This is a genomic window from Pseudomonas sp. KH_017, assembly GCF_057840285.1.
The window spans coordinates 5,164,902-5,186,159 of record NZ_CM174509.1 but is presented as its reverse complement, the minus strand read 5'-3'; the positions used below and the strand labels follow the sequence as shown (position 1 = coordinate 5,186,159).

The following is a 21,258-nucleotide window of genomic DNA, read 5'->3' as shown; positions in this document are numbered from 1 at the left end:
GGATTCCTTGATCAGTCCGCGCGTGGCGGGCTGTTCTGCCCGGCCAGGGTCTTGTCGTCGCTGATGGCAACGCGTGAGCCGTTATCCAGTTTGAGCTGGCCGGCGGTCACCACTTTCTCGCCGCTCTGCACGCCTTTGGTGATCATCACTTGCCCGTCGCGGCGTTCGCCGGTCTCGACAAAACGCCGCTCGGCGATCAGCACCGGTTGGCCCTTGTCGTCCTTTACCAGACTGCCATCCTCGGCCTTCTTTGGTACGGCCACATACACCGAGTTGCCGTAGAGCGTGTAGGTGATCGCGCTTTCCGGCACCACGATGCGCGGCTGCGGGTCGGGCAGGAGCACCTGGAGGCTGGCGAACATGCCTGGAATCAACTTGCCATCGGGATTGGCGAGGGTGGCGCGGACCTGCACGTTACGGGTGCTGTTCTCGACTTTAGGGTTGATTGCACTGATGGTGCCGGGGTACTCCCGGGTCGGATACGCCGCGACAATGACCCGCACTGGCTGGCCGAGCGCAATCTTCGGCACCGACTGCTCGGGCACGAAAAAGTCGACATACAGGCTACTGAGGTCTTGCAGGGTGGCGATCATGGTGCCACTGGCCACATAGTCGCCGACGTCCACCTGACGAATGCCGATGGTGCCGCTGAAGGGCGCGACGATGCTTTTTTTGCCGAGCGCAGCCTTGAGTTGATTGACCGTGGCCTTGCTCTTTTTCAGCACCGCCGAAAGTCGGTCGAACTCGCCTTTGGAAATGGCCTGGCTGCCGACCAGTTGGCTGCCGCGACCGTAATCGAGCTGTGCCAGCCCGAGGTCGGCCTGAGCAGTTTCCAGCAGAGCACTTTCCACGGCGCTGTCGAGGCGCAGGAGTGGTTGACCGGCCTTGACCTTTTGCCCTGACTCGAACTGCAAATCGATGACGGTGCCATCGGTCTCCAGGCTCAGGTCCACGCCCTGCAATGCCTTGAGCGTGCCAACGGTAGGCAGGCGGGCTTGCCATGGGCGCTCGGTGGCGGTGGCCACGGCAACGCTGACGGCCGGTCTGGGCGCAGAGAAGCCTTGAACCATCGTGTAGATCGACAAGGCTTTGTACGCGGCCAGGACGAGCACAATCAGTAGAACAACACCCAACATGATCAGCATGCGGCGACGCAGCATATCCAGTTCCTTGGAGAAAATCAGGTGAGACAGTGGGGGCACATTACCGGGAGTGTAGAGGGTAATCCAACTGCCGTTTTTACAGGTTGTGAGGTATTAGAGAGGTGAAAGCCTGAAAGATTCGCCGCCTCGGGTCGCGCCTGCGGGGTGTACGTCATCCCGATGCAGGCGCGGCCCAAAGCGGCGATTTTTTCAATGATTCAGGCCATCAGATGCAGATGGTTGTCCCAGAGCCCTGCGGGTAGCTCCAGCGGTTTTGCAACAAGGTTTGTCTGGCGGCAGTCGTAGTAGCGGCAGCGTCCCTGGCCCGAGGTCACGACAAAACCATCGGCCACGGCACCGACCCCGGCGCAATCGGGCAGTGGCGCGTCCAGGCGTACTTCACCGCTGTCCAGGTCCCAGATGAAAAAACGGTTGCCCCGCGGTGCCGTCAACGCCACCAGGCGCAAGTCGCTGTGTACCGCGACGCTGGCGGTGTAGTGCCCCATGGCCTGCAACTGGTGCTCGGGCACCGGGAACGCGACAAAGGGCTGACCGGGCCGCTTGATCGCCAACAGCTCTGACGACTCGTGGGCCACGCCCATGAACTGCTGGCTGGCGACGATGGTGCCGTCGCTGGCGATGGCCAGATGGCGCACGCTGTTCATCTGCTGGGCCAGGGTTTCCTTGCTCAGCAGGGTGCCGTCACGTTGCATCAGGACCAGGCTCGGTTCCATGGCGTTGAGGTTCATCTCCACCCGGCTTTCGGCCTCGGTGCGAATCCCGCCGTTGGCCACCACCAGGGTTTCGCCATCGGGCATCCACGACACCTGGTGCGGACCGAGGCCGTGGGTGGAAATCTCAGCACTGTGCACCAGCCGTTCGCCTGCGAATCTGTACACGCCGAGCAGGCCGCGACCCGGATCTGTGGTGTCGTTTTCGGTGGCGTACAGCCAGTCGCCGCTGTGGTGAATGACCGCGTGTCCGTAGAAGTGCCGGTTCGGACGTGACACCACGGTTTGCAGGAGCGCGCCGTCGCGCAGGTCGATCAGGTAGCTCTCGGTGCCCGGACGGCGGGCGACAAACAGCGCAATAGGCTGTGTCGGGTGGTTGATGATGTCGTGGCAACGCTGGCCGACCCGGGTGGCGAACACCTGGGTGCCATCCAGTCGATAACCGACAGCGTAATGCTGGCCGTCGGTGTCGTCCCGTGCCGAAAGCAACAACGGACTCTGGTCCTTTTGCTTGAACAGCTTCCAGCCGCCCAGCGTCACTGCACCCAGCAGCAAACTACCTAATGTCAGAACCTGGCGTCGCAGCATGGAACCGGCCCTCATCAGTCACCGTCGTTGGCGTTGAAGCCCAGTTGGATGCCCAGTGCCTTGGCCAGATCAGCCTCGTGCAGGCGATGGACGACGTTGAGGCTGTCATACAGCTCGTTGAGTTGCTGGCGGCCGGCTTCGTCATTGAGCATGTCGGTCAGCGAACGCTGGTTGCCGGCAAACAGTTTCAGCGAGGCGGCATAGGCGGCGTCGATCTTGTCGGCCAACGGCTTCTGCTCGCTCGGCAACAGGCCGCGCAGGCCTTTGTTATCCACACCTTCCCAGACGGTCCTGGCAGCCGCGAGGCTGGCTTCCAGGCTAGTCAGGGACGCCTGGCTGCGCCATGCATCGGCCTGGAACGGTTGCGGCACGCCCTTGCTCTGGCGGCCCATCGGCGTGCCGAGTTTTTTCTTCAGGGTGTCGATGGCCGTGACTTGTACGCGCAGCAGATCGGCGATCGCTTCGTGGGAGTCCGCATAGCGCTGGTTTGGGAATTTGCTCATTTGCGCGAGCATGCCGTCGGTGTTGTTCCAGGTTTGCAGAATCTCTTCGGCCAATTGTTTCTGGCGTTCGCCGATGGCGATCAGCAGCGGGCAGTATTTGCTCTTCTGCTCAGCGTTGGCCACGTCAGGCTTGCTGTCGAACAGAATGTATTCGTAGGCCGAGAGCCCCTGTACCACAACGCTGGACTTGGCCAGGGCGGCGGCATCGATTTGCGGCTGGGCGGTGACCAGTTGCTCGACCTGACGGCCGACCAGGTTTTTCTTGTCCGGCCAGAACTGCACTTGCCACGAACGGTTGCCTTCGGCCAGCGGCCCGATCAGCAATGGTTGCAGCTCGGCCCAGGCTTTTTGCGCATGCAGGAAGTCGGCACGGGCGGTTTCCAGGTTTTCCTTGCCTTCGCAGTAGGCGAGGGCGCTGACCGCCAGTTGACGGTCGGCTTCAACCCAGCGGGTGTAGGTCGGCAGGATCACCGACTTGGCGATGGCCGCCGACGTGACCGCTTGCGGGTCCTGGGGCGAGCAGGCGCCCAGGGCGAGGGCGGCAAGGCTGGTGAACAACAGTTTGGGACGGAACATGTCGGGCTCCCGCGAGTGGAATGCGTGTTAAAGGGAATTCAGGAACGCCAGCAACGCAGCGCGTTGCTCGGCATTGAAAGACAAAACCTGTTGCTGCGCCGCAGTCGCCTCGCCGCCATGCCAGAGCACGGCTTCGAGCAGGTTGCGGGCTCGGCCGTCGTGCAGGAACTGGGTGTGACCGCTGACCGCCTGTGTCAGGCCGATGCCCCACAACGGCGGGGTTCGCCATTGGCGGCCGCTGGCCTGGAATTCGCTACGGTTGTCGGCCAGGCCGGCGCCCATGTCATGCAACAGAAGATCGCTGTACGGGCGAATCACTTGATTGGCCAGTTCAGGTTCGGCGGCATTGGCGGCGGTGGTGTATTTCGGTGTGTGACAGGACTGGCAACCGGCCTGATAAAACAGGGTCTTGCCGGCCAGCACTTCAGGTGCGCTGACGTCACGACGGGCCGGTACGGCGAGGTTTCGGCTGTAGAACAGCACCAGGCGCAGGATGTTGTCGCTGACTTCCGGCTCGCCATTGGGGCCGTTGCCACTGGGTGCCTGTTTGCAGGCCGTTTGCGCGTCCGTGCAGTCATCAAAGGGTCTAAGGCTGGTCGTGAGGCCCATATCCCCCGAAAACGCGTGAACATTCTGTTGATTGAGGTTCGGTTGTCCGGCTTTCCAGCCAAATCGTCCCAGAACGGTCTTTTGCTGGGCGTCGTCCCAGACCCGGTTCGGTCGTCCGCTGATGCCGTTGTCCGCCTTGGCCTGTGCCTCGGCGTTGGCCAGGATCGCTTCATCGGGGATCGCTTCGAGCAAGCCCAGGCCAATCATTGGCGGCGCCACGCGGGCCGAGAAACGGGTGTCGGGGTGCATCGGGCCGTAGCCCAGCTGGGTGATGTTCAGGCTCGGTTTGCGCAACTCGATTTCGGTGCCGTCCTTGAAGCGAACCGGCACGGCGGTGTAATCGACCCGTACTTTGCCTTCGGGGGCCACACCGGGGACGGACATGTCCTGGAACTGGCCGCCGTAGACGGGCTCCGGTACCACGCCGAGCTGTTCGATGACCTTGGCATACGCCGGGGCGTCGGGAATCGACAGGCGTACCAGCATCGACACGGCGTTCACATCGTCGGGAGTCGGCGGATGGCCGCGGCCGTCCTTGATGTGGCAACCCTGGCAGGCATTGGTGTTGAACAGTGGACCGAGGCCATCGCGAGCGGTCGTCGTCGACGGGGCGATCACCCAAGGGCTGCGGAAGAAACTGTTGCCGACGCTGAAATCCACGCGCCTTGACGGTGGCAGGTTCGCCGAGGGCATGGAAAACGCATTCTGATCGGTCTTGCGCACCGTCGCACTGCCGCCGGAGCGGGCTTCACCAGGTTCGGCCCGGGTGAATTTCGGGGCGTCATCGCAGGCACTCAGGCCCAGGGCCAGAAACAGTGCGGACAAGCGAAGAGGCAACGGGGGCATCAGACATCCTGCAAGACGAGCAAAACAAGGGCGCAAAGTCTAACAGGGGATGGGAATTTGAATAAGAGGAATTATCGTTTGCTTGATGTGGAGCAGGTAATTTGGCTGACCCATAACCCTGTGGGAGCGGGCTTGCTCGCGAAGACGGCGTCACATTCAACAATTGTGGTGACTGACACACCGCTTTCGCGAGCAAGCCCGCTCCCACAATGGACTGTGTAGGGCAGATATGAAAAAGGCGACCCCGAAGGTCGCCTTATCACTCACTGAGCCAGCGTTGATCAGAACTCGTGATCAGCGTTGTCCGGGTTCAGGTCGGCGATACCCAGTTTGCCAGCGGCAGCCTCGATCGAACCGGTCTGTTTGACCAGGGACGCGATGGCGTCACGGACGATCTGGTTGCCAGCGGTATTGCCGGCAGCGATCAGCTGGTCGTAGTGCTCACCCTTGTTGGCGTGATCGACGATGACCTGCATCTTGGCTTCGGTAGCAGCCAGGTCGGCTTTCAGCGCGGTGTCGGCAGCCGGGTCAACCTTGGCCACCAGGGACGACAGGCTGGCGCCGGTCATTTTGGTGCCGTCGACGCGGGTGTATTCACCCAGGTATACGTTACGAATGCCCTTGGCATCATAGAACTGCGAGTTGTGGGTGTTGTCGCTGAAGCAGTCGTGTTCGTCTTCCGGGGAGTTGGCTTCCAGGGAAACCTTCATGCGCTCGCCCGCCAGTTCGCCCAGGGACAGGCTGCCCATGCCGAACAGCATTTTGCGCAGGCCGGTTTCAGCCGGTTCTGCTTCCAGGGTGGCGCGGTAGTTGTCGGCCACGTTCGGCTTCCAGTTACCGACCATTTCTTCCAGGTCGCTGACCAGCAGCTGAGTCACAGACTTCAGGTAGGCACGACGACGATCGTTGTGACCGCCGGTAGCGCCTTTGCCTTCCAGGTAGTCCGAGGCCGGACGGTTGCCGGCGCCAGGGCCGGTACCGTTCAGGTCCTGGCCCCAGAGCAGGAATTCGATGGCGTGGTAGCCGGTGGCAACGTTGGCCTCGGAACCGCCCAGCTCGTTCAGGCTGGCGAGTTTTGCCGGGGTGATGTCTTTGACATCGACCTTGTCTTCGCCGATCTGCACTTGAGTGTTGGCGATGATGTTGGCAGTGGCACCCGGGTTGGCCAGGGCGTGTTCGTAGGATTTGTCGACGTAGTCGATCAGGCCTTCGTCCAGCGGCCAGGCGTTCAGCTGACCTTCCCAGTCGTCAACGATGGTGTTGCCGAAGCGGAACACTTCGCTCTGCAGGTAAGGCACGCGAGCGGCAACCCAGGCAGCCTTGGCGGCTTTCAGGGTGTCGGCGTTCGGCTTGGCGAGGAAGGCATCTACGGCGGTTTGCAGGGTCTTCGCGGTGGATTCGGCATCGCTGTAAACGGCGAAAACGATGTCGGCGTAATGGGCGACAACGGCTTTGGCGGCGGCTTCGTCGACTTTACCGGCAGCGGCAGGCGCAGCGGCTGGAGCAGCCGGGGCAGGCGCAGTGCTGGCAGCTGGCGCGGCAGCTTTTTCCTGGTCTTTACCTTCGCCGCAACCGGCGAGGGAAATAGCGATGGCCAACAGACTGGCGGTAGCCAGAGGCATACGAATCATGGCGAACATCCTGCTTCGTTAGGGGTGGTGTCGTGCTATGCGCACGTAAAACTGCGACATAATGCAAATCTTTCGCATTATGTGTAAAGGGTTGTACCTGTAAATATTTCTTATTCACTGTAGGAGCGAGCTTGCTCGCGATGGACTTTAACGATGACGCGTTCATTCTGAATGAGCGTGTTGCTCTCAGGTTCATCGCGAGCAAGCTCGCTCCTACAGGACCACGGGATTTACAAAATAGCGGCGTTGCTGCGTTGGGCTTGCTTCAGGTATAGGCCCAGTTCCCGTGCCGGCAACGGCTTGCTGTAGTGATAGCCCTGACCTTCGTGGCAGCCTTCGGAGATGATGTAGGCCTCTTGCTCGGCGGTTTCCACGCCTTCGGCAATCACCTGCATGCCCAGGCTCTTGCCCAGCTGGATGATGGCGCGAACGATGGTCGCATCGTCGTCGTCATCGAGCAGGTCCTGAACGAAGCTCTTGTCGATCTTGATCTTGTCCAGAGGCAGGCTCTTGAGATAGCTCAAGGACGAATAACCGGTTCCGAAGTCGTCGATGGCGATCAGCGCGCCGGAGCGGCGCAGGCTGAGCAGGTGCTGGGCCGCGGTGCTGATGTCTTCCATCAGGCCGGTTTCGGTGACTTCCAGTTCCAGGCTGCGCGGCGGCAGGCGGTACATCTGCAGCAGGTTGTTGACCACCCGTGGCAGTTCGGCGTGGTGCAATTGAACCGTAGACAGGTTCACCGCCATGCGCAGGTCGGAGAACCCCTGGTCATGCCACTCGCGTAATTGTTTGCAGGCCTGGTCCAGCACCCACTCGCCGATGGCAATGATGGTGCCATTCTGTTCGGCCAGGGGGATGAACAGGTCCGGCGGCACCAGACCGTGCTCGGGGTGTTGCCAGCGAATCAGGGCTTCGACGCCCACCACGCGGTTGTCGCGGTAGCTGATCTGCGGCTGGTAGACGAGGTAGAACTGATTGCGGATCAACGCATCGCGCAGGTCTTTTTCCAGCTCGCGGCGGCGGCGCATTTCGGTGTCGACGCTGGCGATATAGAACTGATAGCGGTTGCGCGAACGGGTCTTGGCCAGCGTCATGGTCTGCTCGGCCTTTTGCAGCAGTTTCTCGGTGCTGTTGCCGTCCTCGGGGAACAGGGTGATGCCGATGGTGGCGCGCAGGCGGATCTCCTGATGGTCGAGGGCAAACGCCGCCTCCAGGTCATCGAGAATGCTTTGCGCCAGCTCGGCGGCTTCGTAGGGCTGCTCGATGTCGGCCTGGACCAGGGCGAACTGGTCGCCACCGAGGCGGGCGAGGGCGCCCAGGCGACCGCTATGACCGCGCAGGCGATCGGCCAGGGCCAGCAACAACTGGTCGCCGGTCTGATAGCTGAACTGCTCGTTGATGCCCTTGAAGTCATCCAGGCCGACACACAGCACGGCGACCCGACGCTGTAATTTGCCGGCGTCGACGAGGATCTTGTCCAGTTGCTGCTGCAATTGCTGGCGGTTCGGCAGCCCCGTCAGGAAGTCGTACTGGGACATGCGCACCAGGCTGTTTTCCGCTTCGTGGCGCAGATGGGTATTGCGTTCGATGGACTCGAGCAACTGGTTGGCGGTGTTGATCCAGATGCCCAGTTCGTTGTTCTCGTGCCCCTTGAGCAGCGGAATCTTGTGTTCGCTGGGACGATCCGGATTGATTTCCGTGAGGTGCTCGATGATCCGCGACAGCGGCTTGGTCAGCAGCCAGTGGTAGACCAGATACAACACCAGCCCCATGGCGAGCGCGCGCAGTACGCCGGAAATGAAGATGACCACCGAGCTGACAATGAACTCTTGGCCGTAGGTGGCGGTATCGAGGGTGATGCTCAGGTCGCCGTAATACTCGCTGTAGGGCCCGCGACCGACCAGTTGGGTGGTGAAGGTGCGTTCCTTGCCAAGAATCAGGTCGGTCAGCCAGCGACTGTTGGAGTGCTGCAATTCGCGGGTTTTTTGCGCGAGCATGGCTTCGTTGGGATGGCCGATGGAGGCCTTGCGCACGGCGGCGTCCTGAAACAGGCCTTCGATCACCTGCATGCCCATTTCCCGGTCCAGGCTGTAGACGGCCTGGGTCGAGGGGTCGCGAAACATGTCGAGGATGCGCTCGGCATCGCTGGCGACGGCCTGGCGTGTTTTATAGGCATCGAACACAATCTGCGCGCAGCTCAAGACCACGCCGACGATCAATGCCGACAGGAGCACGACCCGGAGCAACTTCACCGACAAGCTGTTCTTGAGATCCAGCTTCAAAGGGTTATTCCTTGTTCCGTGCGGGTGGCATCAAGTTGCCATGAGTATTGGCAATCCTGTGATGGCAGTCAAAGGGACAATCATCCTTGGGGGATTTTGCCTTCAGCTTGGCCGATTTGCAGTTGTCTTGACGAGTTAGCCTATTAGCACTGTGTCGGTTGTCGAGTCCTTCAACTTGAGGGGCGGGGGTGGAGATATTTTCCTTTTGTTGATGTTAGTCGTCCGCGGCGGGGGAGCAAGGGCCAGGGGGGTTGTTTCATCGACGGAAAATGCCTTGGATTCTGTAGGTTGTTTTGGAGTTTTGACGGAGTACATATCCATTTCTTCGGTAACGGCGGCTGGCGGTTTCGCCCTTACGGCGAGTCACTTTTTTTACAAGCGCCTAAAAAAAGTAACCCAAAAAACGCTCGCCCCGAACGTACGGCCCCTCGCTAAGGCTCGGGGTTCCTTCGCTCCGGCATTCATCCGGGGGCATCGCCTCCGGTCGGCTTCGCTCGACCTCCTCTCGATGTGTTCGGCTGCGCCGAACGGCGCTGCGCGCCTACCCTCCGGATGAACACCTCCACTCAGCCTGCCGAGGGGGCGGGTGGATCAAGATCAAGAGCTGCAGGCGAGCTAACGCTCGGCCTGATGAGTGGTGAAGAGCGATGCGGTGGTGTGGGCTGCTCTGCCTTTGCTCTTCTGTGGGAGCGGGCTTGCTCGCGAAGGCGGCCTGGCAGCCGACCAATGTCTTGCTGATGTCCACCGATCAAATTGTGGGAGCGGCGGTGCGGCGATCCGACTTGCTCGCGAAGGCGGCCTGACAGCCGACCAATCTCCCACGCCTCTAAGCTGATCGTTCCCACGCTTCCCGCGTGGGAATGCTGCCAGAGACGCTCCGCGTTACGTTTTTGCGGGTTAACGCGGTGTAGGAAAGCGCCAGAAGTTTCCCACGCAGTTTTCAGGTTGTCCGTCGGAAGCGGGCTGAATAGTCTTTGGCTGTCGCTGAATACTCAGCGATCGGGTGTGAGAACCCGGCAAGTCATAGTCATCCAGTGCCAGTATCCGCATAATTGCCGCCAGCTTATCCGCTGACTGTAAATGCGTTATGGCGGCTGTGTGCGGGCAGACTTTTGTCTGGCCGGGTGCCTATGACCGGTTTTCTCACCTCGCACATAGCTGCCACCTCTTTGCCGTGTGAGAACGGCAATGGGTGGCACCCACCGCATAGGAATATTTCAGTGGATAAGTTAATCCCCGATCCGCCCTTAAATACTGTCAAACCCTACACCCCCAACACCATGTTCATGATCGTCCCGAACATGGATACCGAATCCCTGCTGGCCCACGCTTGTGAGTCATTGGCTTCGGCCAACGTCATGGCGAGTGATTTCGCCACCTTCCTGAATGGCCCTCAGCGCAACACGGCGTTGGCCATTGCGCAGATCATCATGCTGGCGGAACTGGCGGTGAATCGTGCGTTGGATAATGTCGACCCGCAGGGATAGGTATTCAGTCAGGTTGACCGCTTCGTCGTTCATCGCGAGCCTGCTCGCGAAGGGGCCCCGCCGAACGCTGAAAATCCCGGGCAATAAAAAACCCGGCTAAAAAGCCGGGTTTTCTTAACTGGCGTCGAGCTTAAGCGGTGAAGGTTTTGCCTTCGAACTGCTCAGCCACGAACTTCCAGTTGACCAGGTTCCAGAACGCTTCGACGTACTTCGGACGCAGGTTGCGGTAGTCGATGTAGTAAGCGTGTTCCCAGACGTCGCAGGTCAGCAGCGGGGTGTCGCCGTTGGTCAGCGGGTTGCCGGCGCCGATGGTGCTGGCCAGGGCCAGGGAACCGTCAGCCTTCTTCACCAGCCAGCCCCAGCCGGAACCGAAGGTGCCGATGGAAGTCTTGCTGAACTCTTCCTTGAACTTGTCGAACGAACCGAAGGCCGCGTTGATGGCTTCAGCCAGTGCGCCGGTTGGTTGACCGCCGGCGTTTGGCGCCAGGCAGTTCCAGTAGAAAGTGTGGTTCCAGACCTGAGCGGCGTTGTTGAAGATACCGCCCGAGGAAGTCTTGACGATTTCTTCCAGGGTCTTGCCTTCGAACTCGGTGCCTGGCACCAGGTTGTTCAGGTTCACGACGTAGGTGTTGTGGTGCTTGTCGTGGTGGAACTCCAGGGTTTCCTTGGAGATGTGCGGCTGCAGGGCATCGTGTGCGTACGGCAGTGGCGGCAATTCGAAAGCCATGATGATTCTCCTAATCAGGTCAGTTGCGGTGAGCGCAAGGCCGATCACGGGCGGCCAGACAAGCGCCGGGGAGTTTGTACTCTTTGCGGCGCAGGGAGTCGGATCATAGCACCGGGGGGGCGGCATAACCACGCAACAACTGTGTGGAATAGAGGTTCCGCGAATCAGATGGCCACGATCAACTGCAGTGCTACGGCAAACATCATCACCGCCACCAACAGATCGAGAATTCGCCAGGTGCTGGGGCGAGCGAGCCACGGTGCCAGCCATGCCGCACCGAGGGCCAAGGTGAAAAACCACAACAGCGAGGCACTGGCCGCGCCGACTACATAAGCGCCGGGCTCGGTTTGTTGAGCGCCCAGGGAGCCGATCAGCAAAACGGTGTCCAGATAGACGTGCGGGTTGAGCAAGGTCACCGCCAGCGCGCTGAGCATGACCGCCCGCAGCGAGCGTACGGTCTGGCCTTCGCCCTGCTCAAGGCTCTGCTTCGAGAAGGCCCGGCGCAGCGCCTGGCTGCCGTACCACAACAGGAACGCTGCGCCGCCCCAGCGGGCGATGGCCAGCAGCGTCGGGTTCTGCGCCAGCACCGTCGCCAGGCCAAATACCCCGGCGGCCACCAACAGGGCATCGCAGGCCACGCAGAGCGCCGCCACCGGCAGGTGATGTTCACGCCGCAGGCTTTGCGCCAGGACAAACGCATTCTGGGTGCCGATCGCCATGATCAGGCCGAAGGCCACGAGCAGGCCGTTCACATAACTTTGCCACATGATTTTTTACTCCGCGTTGGCTGCCAGATCCCGCAGCACTTGCAGGGCACGGTCGGCGTCGGCCTGGCCGACAAACAGATGGTCGTGGTAGTAGCCGGCAATCACGTTGCAGCTGATTCCGGCCTGACTCAATGCCGTGGCGAACGCGGCGGTCAGGCCGACGGCTTCGAGGGCCGAATGTACGTTCAAGGTGATCCAGGCGGCGATGTAGTCGAAGCTGAATCCGGCTTTTTCGGCGTGGGAACGCTCGAGAATCACGGTCAGGCCTTCCAGCTCGCGAAAGCTGCCGACAATCTCCAGATCCGTAGGCAACTTGCCGTCGCGCAAGGTGCAGAACACGTATTCGCCGGCGTTGAGTTGCGGGCTCATGCTGCGCAGCAGCGTTGCCAATGAAGTTTCGCCAGCCATGTGGGTGATCCTTGTTCAAGAGTTCTTGCTGGTCATTGTCCTTGTGAAGGTTGTATAAGAAAAACCAATCTTGCTGATCGCTCATTAGGAAAACTGATGTTCGACTATAAATTGCTTTCTGCCCTCGCCGCCGTGGTCGAACAGGCCGGTTTTGAACGGGCGGCCCAGGTGCTGGGCTTGTCGCAATCGGCGATATCCCAGCGCATCAAGCTGCTGGAAGCGCGGGTTGGCCAACCGGTGCTGGTGCGGGCCACGCCGCCAACGCCGACGGAAATCGGTCGGCGGCTGCTCAACCACGTGCAGCAGGTGCGATTGCTTGAACGGGATCTGCAAAGCCTGGTGCCGGCGCTGGATGAAGAGGGCCTGCCGGAACGCCTGCGGATCGCCCTGAACGCCGACAGCCTGGCCACTTGGTGGGCGCAGGCCGTGGGGGCGTTTTGCGCCGAACAGCATCTGCTGATGGATCTGGTGGTCGAAGACCAGACCGTCGGCCTCAAGCGCATGCGCGCCGGTGAAGTGGCGGCCTGTGTCTGCGCCAGCGAGCGGCCGGTGGCGGGGGCGCGCAGCGTATTGCTGGGCGCCATGCGTTACCGGGCGCTGGCCAGCCCCGCCTTCATTGCCCGGCATTTTCCGCAAGGCGTACGTGCCGATCAGTTGGCCCGAACCCCGGCGCTGGTGTTTGGCCCGGACGATTTCCTGCAGCATCGCTACCTTGCGTCCCTCGGCGTCGAGGGCGGCTTCGAACACCATTTATGCCCGTCCTCCGAAGGTTTCATTCGTCTGACGGAAGCCGGGCTGGGCTGGGGGCTGGTCCCGGAACTGCAGGTGCGCGAACAACTGGAAAGGGGCGTATTGCAGGAACTGCTGCCAGATAAGCCGATCGATGTGCCGCTGTACTGGCATCATTGGCGAAATGGCGGTCAGTTGCTGGGTTTACTCACCGATCAATTGGTACGCGCATCGAAGCAATGGCTGGTGCCCTTGGACTGACGCGCAGCGTCAAGACCTCACGTAATACGCAAAACGAAATATTCGGAGCAATTCATGAAGATTCTGGTTACCGGCGCAAGCGGCTTCATCGGCGGGCGCTTTGCGCGTTTTGCCCTGGAGCAGGGCCTGGACGTGCGGGTCAATGGTCGCCGGGCCGAGAGTGTGGAGCATCTGGTACGCCGCGGAGCCGAGTTCATCCAGGGCGACTTGAGCGACCCGGAACTGGCGCGCGAGCTGTGTTCGGACGTCGAGGCCGTGGTGCATTGCGCCGGGGCAGTCGGTTTGTGGGGACGTTATCAGGACTTCCATCAGGGCAACGTCCAGGTCACCGAGAACGTGGTCGAAGCCTGCCTCAAGCAACGGGTTCGGCGGCTGGTGCATTTGTCGTCGCCGTCGATCTACTTCGATGGTCGCGATCATCTGGGCCTGACCGAAGAACAGGTGCCCAAGCGCTTCAAACACCCTTACGCCGCCACCAAGTACCTGGCCGAACAAAAAGTCTTCGGTGCCCAGGAGTTCGGCCTCGAAACCCTGGCCCTGCGCCCGCGTTTCGTCACCGGGGCCGGCGACATGAGCATCTTCCCGCGCCTGTTGAACATGCAGCGCAAGGGGCGCCTGGCAATCATCGGCAACGGTCTGAACAAAGTTGATTTCACCAGCGTGCAAAACCTCAACGAGGCGTTGCTCAGCAGTTTGCTGGCCAGTGGTTCTGCGCTGGGCAAGGCTTACAACATCAGCAACGGCGCGCCGATTCCCCTGTGGGACGTGGTCAATTACGTCATGCGCAACATGGAAGTCCCACAGGTCACCCGCTACCGTTCCTACGGCCTGGCCTACAGCGTGGCCGCGCTCAACGAGGGCGTGTGCAAGTTGTGGCCGGGGCGCCCCGAACCGACGTTGTCGCGTCTGGGCATGCAGGTCATGAACAAAAATTTCACCCTGGACATCAGCCGCGCCCGGCATTATCTGGATTACGATCCCAAGGTCAGCCTCTGGACGGCCCTCGATGAATTCTGTGGCTGGTGGAAGGCTCAGGCTATTCGATAATGTCAGGACAACGACCCCTTACTGAACCGGATACGGGACTTCAGGGTCAATGGTTACGGCTGCGGGGTTTATACTGCGCGGCATAAAGCCATCATGTGTTTCACTAAGGTTTATTCAATGTCCATGCGTAACGATGCCAACGACGACTTCGACGATGTACCGAGCTTGCGTGCAGACGTTCTCGATGACGATTTTCCGCCCACTGCCCGCACGGTCGTGCATTCGCGCACGGCGCCAGTGGTGAAGGTCAGGGCGGCTAGCACCGGCCCCCTGTGGGCGTTGGTCGGGGCGCTGATCTTTGCGTTCGCGGGCCTGGCCTGGTGGAGCTTCCAGCAGATTTCCCTGATGGAACAGCAACTGGTGGCGACCCAGGAAAGCTTCGCGCGAATCAGTGAGGAAGCGGCAGGGCGCTTGCAGGATATTTCCGGAAAGGTTGTTGCCAGCCAGACCAACGTCACCACTGACAGCGAGGCCTTGAAACTGCAAATCCGCCAGCTGGAAAGCAAGCTCCAGGACCAGAGTGCCCAGCAGCAAGGTGTTGCCGGCCAGGCCTCGGACCTGGACAAGCGGCTGGCACAGATGACCGCGCAAACCAGCGAACTGGACAAGCGTCTGGTGCAGTTGACTGCCCAGGACACCGAACATCAGACGGTCAACACGCAGTTGCAGGCCCAGGTCAAAGCCTTGAGCGCTGAATTGGCCGCCCTGAAAAGTGCCCCGTCGGACGCCGAAAAACTCGATGCCCAACTGAAAAGCCTGGGCGCCGATATTGTCTCGCTGAAAAAGCAAGGCAACCCGAGTGCTGCCATCGAACGTCTTGAGCAAGACATGATTGTGCTCAAAAGCGAACAGGACAATCGCCCGGCCGCCGCGCAGGGTTCGACCAATACGGCCGAGTTCGATGCCTTCCGCAGTCAGGTCACCCGCAACATCAATACCCTTCAGGCGCAGATCCAGAACCTTCAGCAGCAACTGCGCGCCCGGCAGTAATTGTCAGTAGTGTGAGTATTTGTGGCGAGGGAGCTTGCTGTGGTGATCCGACAAGCCCCCTCGCCACAAAAGCCTCACGCTGCGTTTTCCTGAATACCCATACATCCCCCCAGGCCATGGCCTTGCTGAACAAAGCGGCAACCGATCTGGCCAAGGACGAAAAGGGCACCCTGACGGCGATCAATTCCCTCAAGGGCGGCTATCTGCAGGATGACCTGTACGTATTCGTCGTCGACCTGGACACCCAGCGTTACGTGGCCCACGGCACCAACCTGCGGCTGATCAATACCGACTTCAGCAAGATCCTGGACCCGGAAGGCAAGCCGGTGGGCGAGCCGATTCTGGCGTTGATGGCTCAGCAGGATGATAGCGAATACGAATATCGCTGGAAAAACCCGGTGACCGGCAAGGTCGAGAACAAACATGCCTACCTGAAAAAGGTCGGGCATTTTCTGGTGGCGGTCGGGTATTACAGCCCTTGAATGGTAGTGACTGTTAAACCGTCTTCGCGAGCAAGCCCGCTCCCACAGTTGACTGCGTACTCATGAACAACTCAGTCTAATGTGGGAGCGGGCTTGCTCGCGAATACAGGCAACGCGGTCTACCTACCGAACCTTGTCCTCCCGCCCGCGCAACAACATGTTCGGCATGGCAATCGCCGCCGCCAGCCCCAGCAACGACACCACCGCACTGACCGTCAACAAGTGCCGGAACGTCAGCAACAACTCGCCACGCAAGGCGTTCTGCGCGTCACCCGGTGCGGCGTTCAAACCGTCCAGCAACACATTCCCCGAGCTGCCTTCGGCAATCAGCGACGAACCGGCCAGGTGCGCGAAACTCGAATCCTGCAATAACGCCAACAGCAGCGCCGACATCAACGCCACACCCACGGCACCACCCAGCGAACGGAACAGATTGGTAGTGCTGGTGGCCACGCCGATGTCTCGCTGCTCCACCGAGTTTTGCGTGCCGACCAATGACGTCGGGAACTGCATGCCGGAGGCAATTCCGCAGAGCAGCATGAACAGACTGCTCACGACGAGCGCCTGCGGCGGGCTGAATGCCATGCCGATAATCGAGACAGGCATCAGCGCTGCACCGGCAAGGATCATCGGTTTGTAGCGCCCGGTCACCGAGGTGCGGCGGCCGGCGAAATACGCGCCGATCGGCAAACCCATGGCCAGCGGCAGGAGATGCAGGGCGGCGCTGTCGGCACCGGCGCCGGTGACGCTCTGAAAGCGCAGCGGCATCAATACGATCAGCGAGATGGCCTGGAAACTGGTGAAGAAAATCGTGCACCAGCACAGGATCGCGTTGCGGTTGGCGAACAGATGCATGGGCAACAACGGCTCCCGTGCCCGCCGCTCGTGAACGACAAACAGCCCCAGCACCAGCACCGCACTAGCCAGCAGCGCCAACACTTCGGCGCTGCGCCACGAATGGCCCTGGCCGACCTGGGTGATGCCCAGCAACAATGCCGTGAGCCCGATGATCATCAGCACGGTGCCCAGGTAATCGATGATCGGTTTGCGTTGCGGAATCGGCAGGCCCACCAGCGTGCGATGGGCCACCAGCCAGGCACCCAGGCCCAGCGGCAGGTTGATCAGGAACACCCAGCGCCAGGACAGGTATTCGGTCATGTAGCCGCCGAGCACCGGGCCGGCCACGCTGGCCACGGCGTACATGCTGCTGAAATAGCCCTGATAGCGACCGCGCTCCCGTGGCGGCACGATGTCACCGATGATCGCCTGGCTCACCGAGATCATTCCGCCGGCGCCGATGCCCTGGAGAATCCGCGCCAGCACCAGTTGCTCCATGCTTTGGGCCATACCGCAGAACACCGACGCCAGGGTGAACAGGCCCATGCCGAACAGCATCAGCTTGCGTCGCCCGTACAGGTCGCCCAGTTTGCCGTAGATCGGCACCGCCACGGTCATGGCCACCATGTAGCCGGAAATCACCCAGGCCAGCAGGCTGACGTCCTTGAATTGCGCGGAAATGGCCGGCATCGAAACGGCGACGATGGTCTGGTCCAGCGCCCCGAGAAAGATCGCCAGCATCAGGGCGATCAGCACGCTGCGAATGGCCGGTTTGGGCGTTTCAGGCTGGTGGAGATTGGTCACGGGAAAACCTGCGGGCGGTGATTGACCCGCAAGTAGCAAGGCGAGCGGGGATGCTCGCCAGTGTAAGTCGGTAGGAAGCTATTCGATAGCCTCATAAGGAAGCCCGACGTAGTTTTCTGCAATGGTTTTTCGACCCGCTTCGGAGCCGACAAAATACTCCAGCTCCGATTCGGCAATGCGTTGGCTGAACGCATCGTGATCATCGAAACGGTGCAGCATTGAGGTCATCCACCAGGAAAACCGCTCGGCTTTCCATACCCGGCGCAGGCAGATTTCCGAGTATTTCTCCAGCAGATCAAGGCGATCGTCGCGGTAAACCTTGACCAGGATGTTGAACAGCGTACTGACGTCACTGGCCGCCAGGTTCAGGCCCTTGGCGCCGGTGGGCGGGACGATGTGCGCGGCATCGCCGACCAGGAACATGCGCCCGTATTGCATGGGTTCGACCACGAAGCTGCGCAGTGGCGCGATGCTTTTTTCGATGGACGGCCCCGTTACCAGTTTGTCCGCCAGCTCTTGTGGCAGTCGCGACTTGAGTTCGTCCCAGAAGCGTTGATCCGACCAGTTATCCACATGATCGCTGGTGGGCACTTGCAGGTAATAACGGGTGCGTGTCGGTGAGCGCATGCTGCACAGCGCGAAACCGCGCTCATGGCGGGCGTAGACCAGTTCTTCGTGGACCGGCGGGGTATCGGCCAGGATCCCGAGCCAGCCGAACGGATAGATCCGTTCGAAGACTTTCAGGCTGTCGGCGGGAATCGATTGCCGCGCCACCCCATGGAAGCCGTCGCAACCGGCGATGTAGTCGCAATCGAGACGATACAGCTCGCCGTCCTTCTCAAAAGTGACAAACGCTTCGTCGGTTTTCATGCCGTGGGGAACGACGTTGTCGGCTTGATAAATCGTCTGCGCGCCAGCCTCCCGACGAGCGGCCATCAGGTCGCGTGTGACTTCGGTCTGGCCGTAGATCATCACGGTCTTGCCACCCGTCAGGGCGTGCAGATCGATGTGTACCTGGCGTCCGTCGAGGGCCAGTTCGAAGCCGCCATGCACCAGTCCCTCGGCGTCCATGCGCTGACTCACGCCAGCCTGACGCAACAGCTCTACCATGCCTTGTTCAAGCACGCCGGCGCGGATTCGGCCGAGTACATAGTCCGGGGTCTGACGTTCGAGAATGAGGGTGTCGATTCCGGCATTGTGCAGCAATTGGCCGAGCAACAAGCCAGAAGGGCCGGCGCCAATGATGGCGACTTGGGTTTTCAGCGTTTTCATTGTTCTTATGACTCGCAAGCTTCACGCGACCAGGGCCGGTGAATGATTTTTATGGATCGAGTGCTTGCATTTTTCCCTTGCGGGTCTGTCAATTGAAGGTGAAAACTGAGCCGATAGCTGTACATTCTGCCAATCGGTGCGATTATCGCCCGCCATCTACTCCGAGGCCTGGATTGAAGTGATGAACAAGCCTGACCTGCCTTCGATTCCAGTGTTCAAGCTCTACGGTGAAAGCCTGGATTGGCCGACCCCGGACTTGCTGCACTGTGAAACCATTTCCAAACGCAGTCGCGAACATCATTGGGAAATCAAACCGCACCGCCACGCTGATTTGTGCCAGTTGCTCTTCGTATTCAAAGGTCAGGCCGAGCTTGAAATCGAAGGCAAGCGAACGCAACTGGTGGAGCCGGCGATCCAGATCCTGCCACCGCTGTCGGTGCACGGTTTTCGCTTTTCCGAGGACGTGGAAGGGTTTGTCGTGACCCTGGCCGCGCCGCTGATTGCCCACCTGCAGATGCAGTTGGGGCACTCGGTCAATGCCCTGGCCCAGTCCGAAAGCTACCCGGCAGGCAAGGACGCCGAGTATCTCAACAGCCTGTTCAGTGCCTTGCAGAACGAATACACCAGCCATCAACCGGCGCGGGAAATGCTCATGCATTCGCTGGTCAGCGTGATCGTGGTGTGGGTCAGCCGCCAGGTGATCCAGCGTCGCACCGCCATGGCGCGACCGCAGCGGGCCCGGGAATACCTCAACGGGTTTATTCAGTTGGTGGAAGAGACCTATCGCCAGCACGTCAAGGTCGAGGACCTGGCACACCGGCTGGGGATATCCGTGTCGCACCTCAACGGCACCTGCCGTGAATTGGCGGGGCAACCGGCGTTGCAGATCATGCACGAACGGCAATTGCTGGAGGCCAAGCGTTTGCTGACCTACACCAGCATGACCATTTATGAAATGTCCGACGTGTTGGGGTTTTCCGATCCGACCAACTTCACGCGCCTGTTCCGGCGTCGAGTGGGGATTTCGCCCAAGGCATTTCGTGACCGCTTGAAGGCCGATCAGGACAACGAAGCCTGACGCCCTTCGTTACCGGAGGGTGTTGAAGGTAGCGTTGTGGGGGATGCAGCGCTCGAAGTTGCAGCTCGCGGCTTCACGGGGCAGGTTGCGCAACTGCTCGACGCGCCAGGCTGCAGCGCCATACAGCCCGAGTGTGACCGCACAGGTGATGAAAATCGCGAGGTATCTTCTTGTTCTGATGTTCATGGCGTTGACCTCTGAACGAATACCTGTCGGTATTACTTTGAGCATAGGTCAGCGCGGGTGAGTTACCAGCAAAGCACGTACGGCAATTGACGCGGTATTCAGAACATTGATGCCTCCCTTGTGGGAGCGGGCTTGCTCGCGAAAGCGGTATTTCACGCGCAAAATCTACGTCGGATATACCGACCTCTTCGCGAGCAAGCCCGCTCCCACATTTTTGATCCGGTTACAGACCGATATCCCACACTGGCTCTTCCGGAAATCTAAGCACCAGAAAATCCAGCAAGCTGCGCAGCGCAGCCGGCATGTGCTTGCGCGAGGCATACACCGCATACACGTTCATTTGCCGGGGTTCGGCCGTTGGCAGCAAGCGAATCAATTCGCCGCTGTGGATGTGCACGCCGGCCTGGTACGTGGGCAGCATGGCCACCCCGGCGCCGGCGATCGTTGCGCGCAGCAGCGTACTGGCCTCGTTGGCGCTGATGTTGCCCTGCACCGGTACTGAAACCTGCTCGCCGTCCTGCTCGAAATGCCACAGGCTTTTGCCGAAGTAGGAGTGGGTCAGGCAATTGTGCAGGCTCAGGTCCTCGACCCGTTGCGGCGCCGGGTGCTCGCGCAAGTAAGCGGGGGACGCGCAGATCACCGAGCGGCAAACCGTCAGGCGGCGGGCGATCAGGTTCGGGTCCAGGTCGTTGCTGGTGCGGATCGCCAGGTCGATGCGCTCATCCACCAGGTTCACGGTGCGGTCGAGCATCTGCATGTCGATGCTGACACCGGGGTAGCGTCGGACATACGCAGCCATGGCATCGGCCAGTTGCGCCTGGCCGAAGGAGGTGCTGACGCTGATCCGCAGCAGGCCGCGCGGCGCGTCATCCGGTTCGCTGACGGCGGCCTGCATGTCGCTGGACAAATCGAGCATCTGCCGACAGCGCGGCAGGATCTCGGTGCCGGCGGCGGTCAGGCTCAACTTGCGCGTGGTGCGATGCATCAGGCGCGCGCCGATCCAGTCCTCCAGTTCCGCCAGATACCGCGACACCACCGGCCGTGACAGCTCCAGATGATCGGCAGCGGCCGACTGGCTGCCGAGGTCGACCACCGTGACGAACACACGCATTGCTTGAAGACGATCCATGATTTGCCCGCTTTCAGAAACAAACTATGTTCAAGCATCGCATTTTTTGTACTGACTCAGGCAACTAAGCTCTGTTCCTCTGTAGGAGCGAGCTTGCTCGCGATGGACCCCCAGGCGCCGCGTTTTACCGGCAAGTACGCGTCATC

The 21,258-nt window shown here is 60.7% G+C and carries 18 protein-coding genes and 1 pseudogene; 6 read left to right on the top strand and 13 right to left on the bottom strand.

Annotation, left to right across the window (positions count from 1 at the left end):
• Nucleotides 1-11: 11 nt before the first annotated feature.
• From AC3IT6_RS23545 to AC3IT6_RS23520, 6 genes are all read right to left on the bottom strand, one after another.
• Nucleotides 12-1,160, bottom strand: a complete 1,149-nt coding sequence (locus AC3IT6_RS23545) for an efflux RND transporter periplasmic adaptor subunit (protein ID WP_489353162.1) — start codon at nt 1,158-1,160, stop codon at nt 12-14.
• A gap of 200 nt (nt 1,161-1,360) precedes the next feature.
• On the bottom strand, nt 1,361-2,461 hold the full coding sequence (locus tag AC3IT6_RS23540) for a DUF1513 domain-containing protein (protein ID WP_489353160.1): 1,101 nt from the start codon (nt 2,459-2,461) through the stop codon (nt 1,361-1,363).
• 14 nt (nt 2,462-2,475) lie between these two features.
• On the bottom strand, nt 2,476-3,540 hold the full coding sequence (locus AC3IT6_RS23535; protein WP_223445979.1) for an imelysin family protein: 1,065 nt from the start codon (nt 3,538-3,540) through the stop codon (nt 2,476-2,478).
• Between the two features lie 27 nt (nt 3,541-3,567).
• Nucleotides 3,568-4,995, bottom strand: a complete 1,428-nt coding sequence (locus tag AC3IT6_RS23530; protein WP_489353158.1) for a di-heme oxidoreductase family protein — start codon at nt 4,993-4,995, stop codon at nt 3,568-3,570.
• Between the two features lie 281 nt (nt 4,996-5,276).
• Nucleotides 5,277-6,626 (bottom strand): imelysin family protein, encoded by a 1,350-nt coding sequence (locus AC3IT6_RS23525; protein WP_489353156.1) that lies wholly within the window; start codon nt 6,624-6,626, stop codon nt 5,277-5,279.
• A 230-nt stretch (nt 6,627-6,856) separates the two neighbouring features.
• Nucleotides 6,857-8,908 carry a putative bifunctional diguanylate cyclase/phosphodiesterase gene (locus AC3IT6_RS23520; protein ID WP_489353154.1) on the bottom strand — a complete coding sequence of 684 codons (2,052 nt, stop codon included), beginning with the start codon at nt 8,906-8,908 and terminating at the stop codon, nt 6,857-6,859.
• Nucleotides 8,909-10,128: 1,220 nt separating this feature from the next.
• On the opposite strand from AC3IT6_RS23520, the gene AC3IT6_RS23515 reads away from it, so the two are divergent.
• The gene (locus AC3IT6_RS23515) at nt 10,129-10,395 is read left to right on the top strand and encodes a DUF6124 family protein (protein ID WP_489353152.1); all 267 of its coding nucleotides are present in this window, start codon (nt 10,129-10,131) and stop codon (nt 10,393-10,395) included.
• Between the two features lie 130 nt (nt 10,396-10,525).
• Here AC3IT6_RS23515 and AC3IT6_RS23510 read toward each other — a convergent pair whose 3' ends face one another.
• The 3 genes from AC3IT6_RS23510 to AC3IT6_RS23500 form a co-directional block, all read right to left on the bottom strand.
• Complete coding sequence (locus AC3IT6_RS23510) at nt 10,526-11,122, bottom strand: superoxide dismutase (RefSeq protein WP_008022038.1); 597 nt, start codon at nt 11,120-11,122, stop codon at nt 10,526-10,528.
• 164 nt (nt 11,123-11,286) lie between these two features.
• Nucleotides 11,287-11,889, bottom strand: coding sequence for a LysE/ArgO family amino acid transporter (locus tag AC3IT6_RS23505; protein WP_489353150.1), 603 nt, complete (start codon nt 11,887-11,889; stop codon nt 11,287-11,289).
• 6 nt (nt 11,890-11,895) lie between these two features.
• Entirely contained in the window at nt 11,896-12,297 is a 402-nt protein-coding gene (locus AC3IT6_RS23500; RefSeq protein WP_489353148.1) for an ACT domain-containing protein, read from the bottom strand.
• A gap of 96 nt (nt 12,298-12,393) precedes the next feature.
• On the opposite strand from AC3IT6_RS23500, the gene AC3IT6_RS23495 reads away from it, so the two are divergent.
• From AC3IT6_RS23495 to AC3IT6_RS23480, 4 genes and pseudogenes are all read left to right on the top strand, one after another.
• A complete protein-coding gene (locus tag AC3IT6_RS23495; protein ID WP_489353146.1) occupies nt 12,394-13,287 on the top strand; it encodes a LysR family transcriptional regulator ArgP in 894 nt (297 codons plus the stop codon).
• Between the two features lie 54 nt (nt 13,288-13,341).
• Nucleotides 13,342-14,334 (top strand): NAD-dependent epimerase/dehydratase family protein, encoded by a 993-nt coding sequence (locus AC3IT6_RS23490; protein ID WP_489353144.1) that lies wholly within the window; start codon nt 13,342-13,344, stop codon nt 14,332-14,334.
• 117 nt (nt 14,335-14,451) lie between these two features.
• Nucleotides 14,452-15,324, top strand: a complete 873-nt coding sequence (locus tag AC3IT6_RS23485) for an ATPase (RefSeq protein WP_489353142.1) — start codon at nt 14,452-14,454, stop codon at nt 15,322-15,324.
• Nucleotides 15,325-15,431: 107 nt separating this feature from the next.
• A pseudogene (locus AC3IT6_RS23480) lies at nt 15,432-15,806 on the top strand (cache domain-containing protein); the annotation flags it as partial.
• 123 nt (nt 15,807-15,929) lie between these two features.
• Here AC3IT6_RS23480 and AC3IT6_RS23475 read toward each other — a convergent pair.
• Both AC3IT6_RS23475 and pobA read right to left on the bottom strand, forming a co-directional pair.
• Nucleotides 15,930-17,447: an MDR family MFS transporter gene (locus AC3IT6_RS23475; protein WP_489353140.1), complete on the bottom strand. Its 1,518-nt coding sequence runs from the start codon at nt 17,445-17,447 to the stop codon at nt 15,930-15,932.
• Nucleotides 17,448-17,525: 78 nt separating this feature from the next.
• Nucleotides 17,526-18,710 carry a 4-hydroxybenzoate 3-monooxygenase gene (pobA, locus tag AC3IT6_RS23470; RefSeq protein ID WP_489356657.1) on the bottom strand — a complete coding sequence of 395 codons (1,185 nt, stop codon included), beginning with the start codon at nt 18,708-18,710 and terminating at the stop codon, nt 17,526-17,528.
• Nucleotides 18,711-18,900: 190 nt separating this feature from the next.
• On the opposite strand from pobA, the gene AC3IT6_RS23465 reads away from it, so the two are divergent.
• Entirely contained in the window at nt 18,901-19,797 is an 897-nt protein-coding gene (locus AC3IT6_RS23465) for a helix-turn-helix domain-containing protein (RefSeq protein ID WP_103396368.1), read from the top strand.
• Between the two features lie 9 nt (nt 19,798-19,806).
• On the opposite strand, the gene AC3IT6_RS23460 is transcribed toward AC3IT6_RS23465, so the two are convergent.
• Together AC3IT6_RS23460 and AC3IT6_RS23455 are read right to left on the bottom strand one after the other, a co-directional pair.
• Entirely contained in the window at nt 19,807-19,983 is a 177-nt protein-coding gene (locus AC3IT6_RS23460) for a hypothetical protein (protein ID WP_191624890.1), read from the bottom strand.
• Between the two features lie 223 nt (nt 19,984-20,206).
• Nucleotides 20,207-21,112 carry a LysR family transcriptional regulator gene (locus AC3IT6_RS23455; protein WP_489353137.1) on the bottom strand — a complete coding sequence of 302 codons (906 nt, stop codon included), beginning with the start codon at nt 21,110-21,112 and terminating at the stop codon, nt 20,207-20,209.
• Nucleotides 21,113-21,258 lie beyond the last annotated feature (146 nt).

What these genes read in the sequence shown, in the direction of transcription:
- AC3IT6_RS23505 (WP_489353150.1), bottom strand. Translation starts at nt 11,889, where the DNA reads ATGTGGCAAAGTTATGTGAACGGCCTGCTCGTGGCCTTCGGCCTGATC.
- AC3IT6_RS23485 (WP_489353142.1), top strand. Translation starts at nt 14,452, where the DNA reads ATGTCCATGCGTAACGATGCCAACGACGACTTCGACGATGTACCGAGC.
- AC3IT6_RS23530 (WP_489353158.1), bottom strand. Translation starts at nt 4,995, where the DNA reads ATGCCCCCGTTGCCTCTTCGCTTGTCCGCACTGTTTCTGGCCCTGGGC.
- AC3IT6_RS23455 (WP_489353137.1), bottom strand. Translation starts at nt 21,112, where the DNA reads ATGGATCGTCTTCAAGCAATGCGTGTGTTCGTCACGGTGGTCGACCTC.
- AC3IT6_RS23510 (WP_008022038.1), bottom strand. Translation starts at nt 11,122, where the DNA reads ATGGCTTTCGAATTGCCGCCACTGCCGTACGCACACGATGCCCTGCAG.
- AC3IT6_RS23490 (WP_489353144.1), top strand. Translation starts at nt 13,342, where the DNA reads ATGAAGATTCTGGTTACCGGCGCAAGCGGCTTCATCGGCGGGCGCTTT.
- AC3IT6_RS23460 (WP_191624890.1), bottom strand. Translation starts at nt 19,983, where the DNA reads ATGAACATCAGAACAAGAAGATACCTCGCGATTTTCATCACCTGTGCG.
- AC3IT6_RS23465 (WP_103396368.1), top strand. Translation starts at nt 18,901, where the DNA reads ATGAACAAGCCTGACCTGCCTTCGATTCCAGTGTTCAAGCTCTACGGT.
- AC3IT6_RS23535 (WP_223445979.1), bottom strand. Translation starts at nt 3,540, where the DNA reads ATGTTCCGTCCCAAACTGTTGTTCACCAGCCTTGCCGCCCTCGCCCTG.
- AC3IT6_RS23495 (WP_489353146.1), top strand. Translation starts at nt 12,394, where the DNA reads ATGTTCGACTATAAATTGCTTTCTGCCCTCGCCGCCGTGGTCGAACAG.
- AC3IT6_RS23525 (WP_489353156.1), bottom strand. Translation starts at nt 6,626, where the DNA reads ATGATTCGTATGCCTCTGGCTACCGCCAGTCTGTTGGCCATCGCTATT.
- AC3IT6_RS23540 (WP_489353160.1), bottom strand. Translation starts at nt 2,461, where the DNA reads ATGCTGCGACGCCAGGTTCTGACATTAGGTAGTTTGCTGCTGGGTGCA.
- AC3IT6_RS23500 (WP_489353148.1), bottom strand. Translation starts at nt 12,297, where the DNA reads ATGGCTGGCGAAACTTCATTGGCAACGCTGCTGCGCAGCATGAGCCCG.
- AC3IT6_RS23545 (WP_489353162.1), bottom strand. Translation starts at nt 1,160, where the DNA reads ATGCTGCGTCGCCGCATGCTGATCATGTTGGGTGTTGTTCTACTGATT.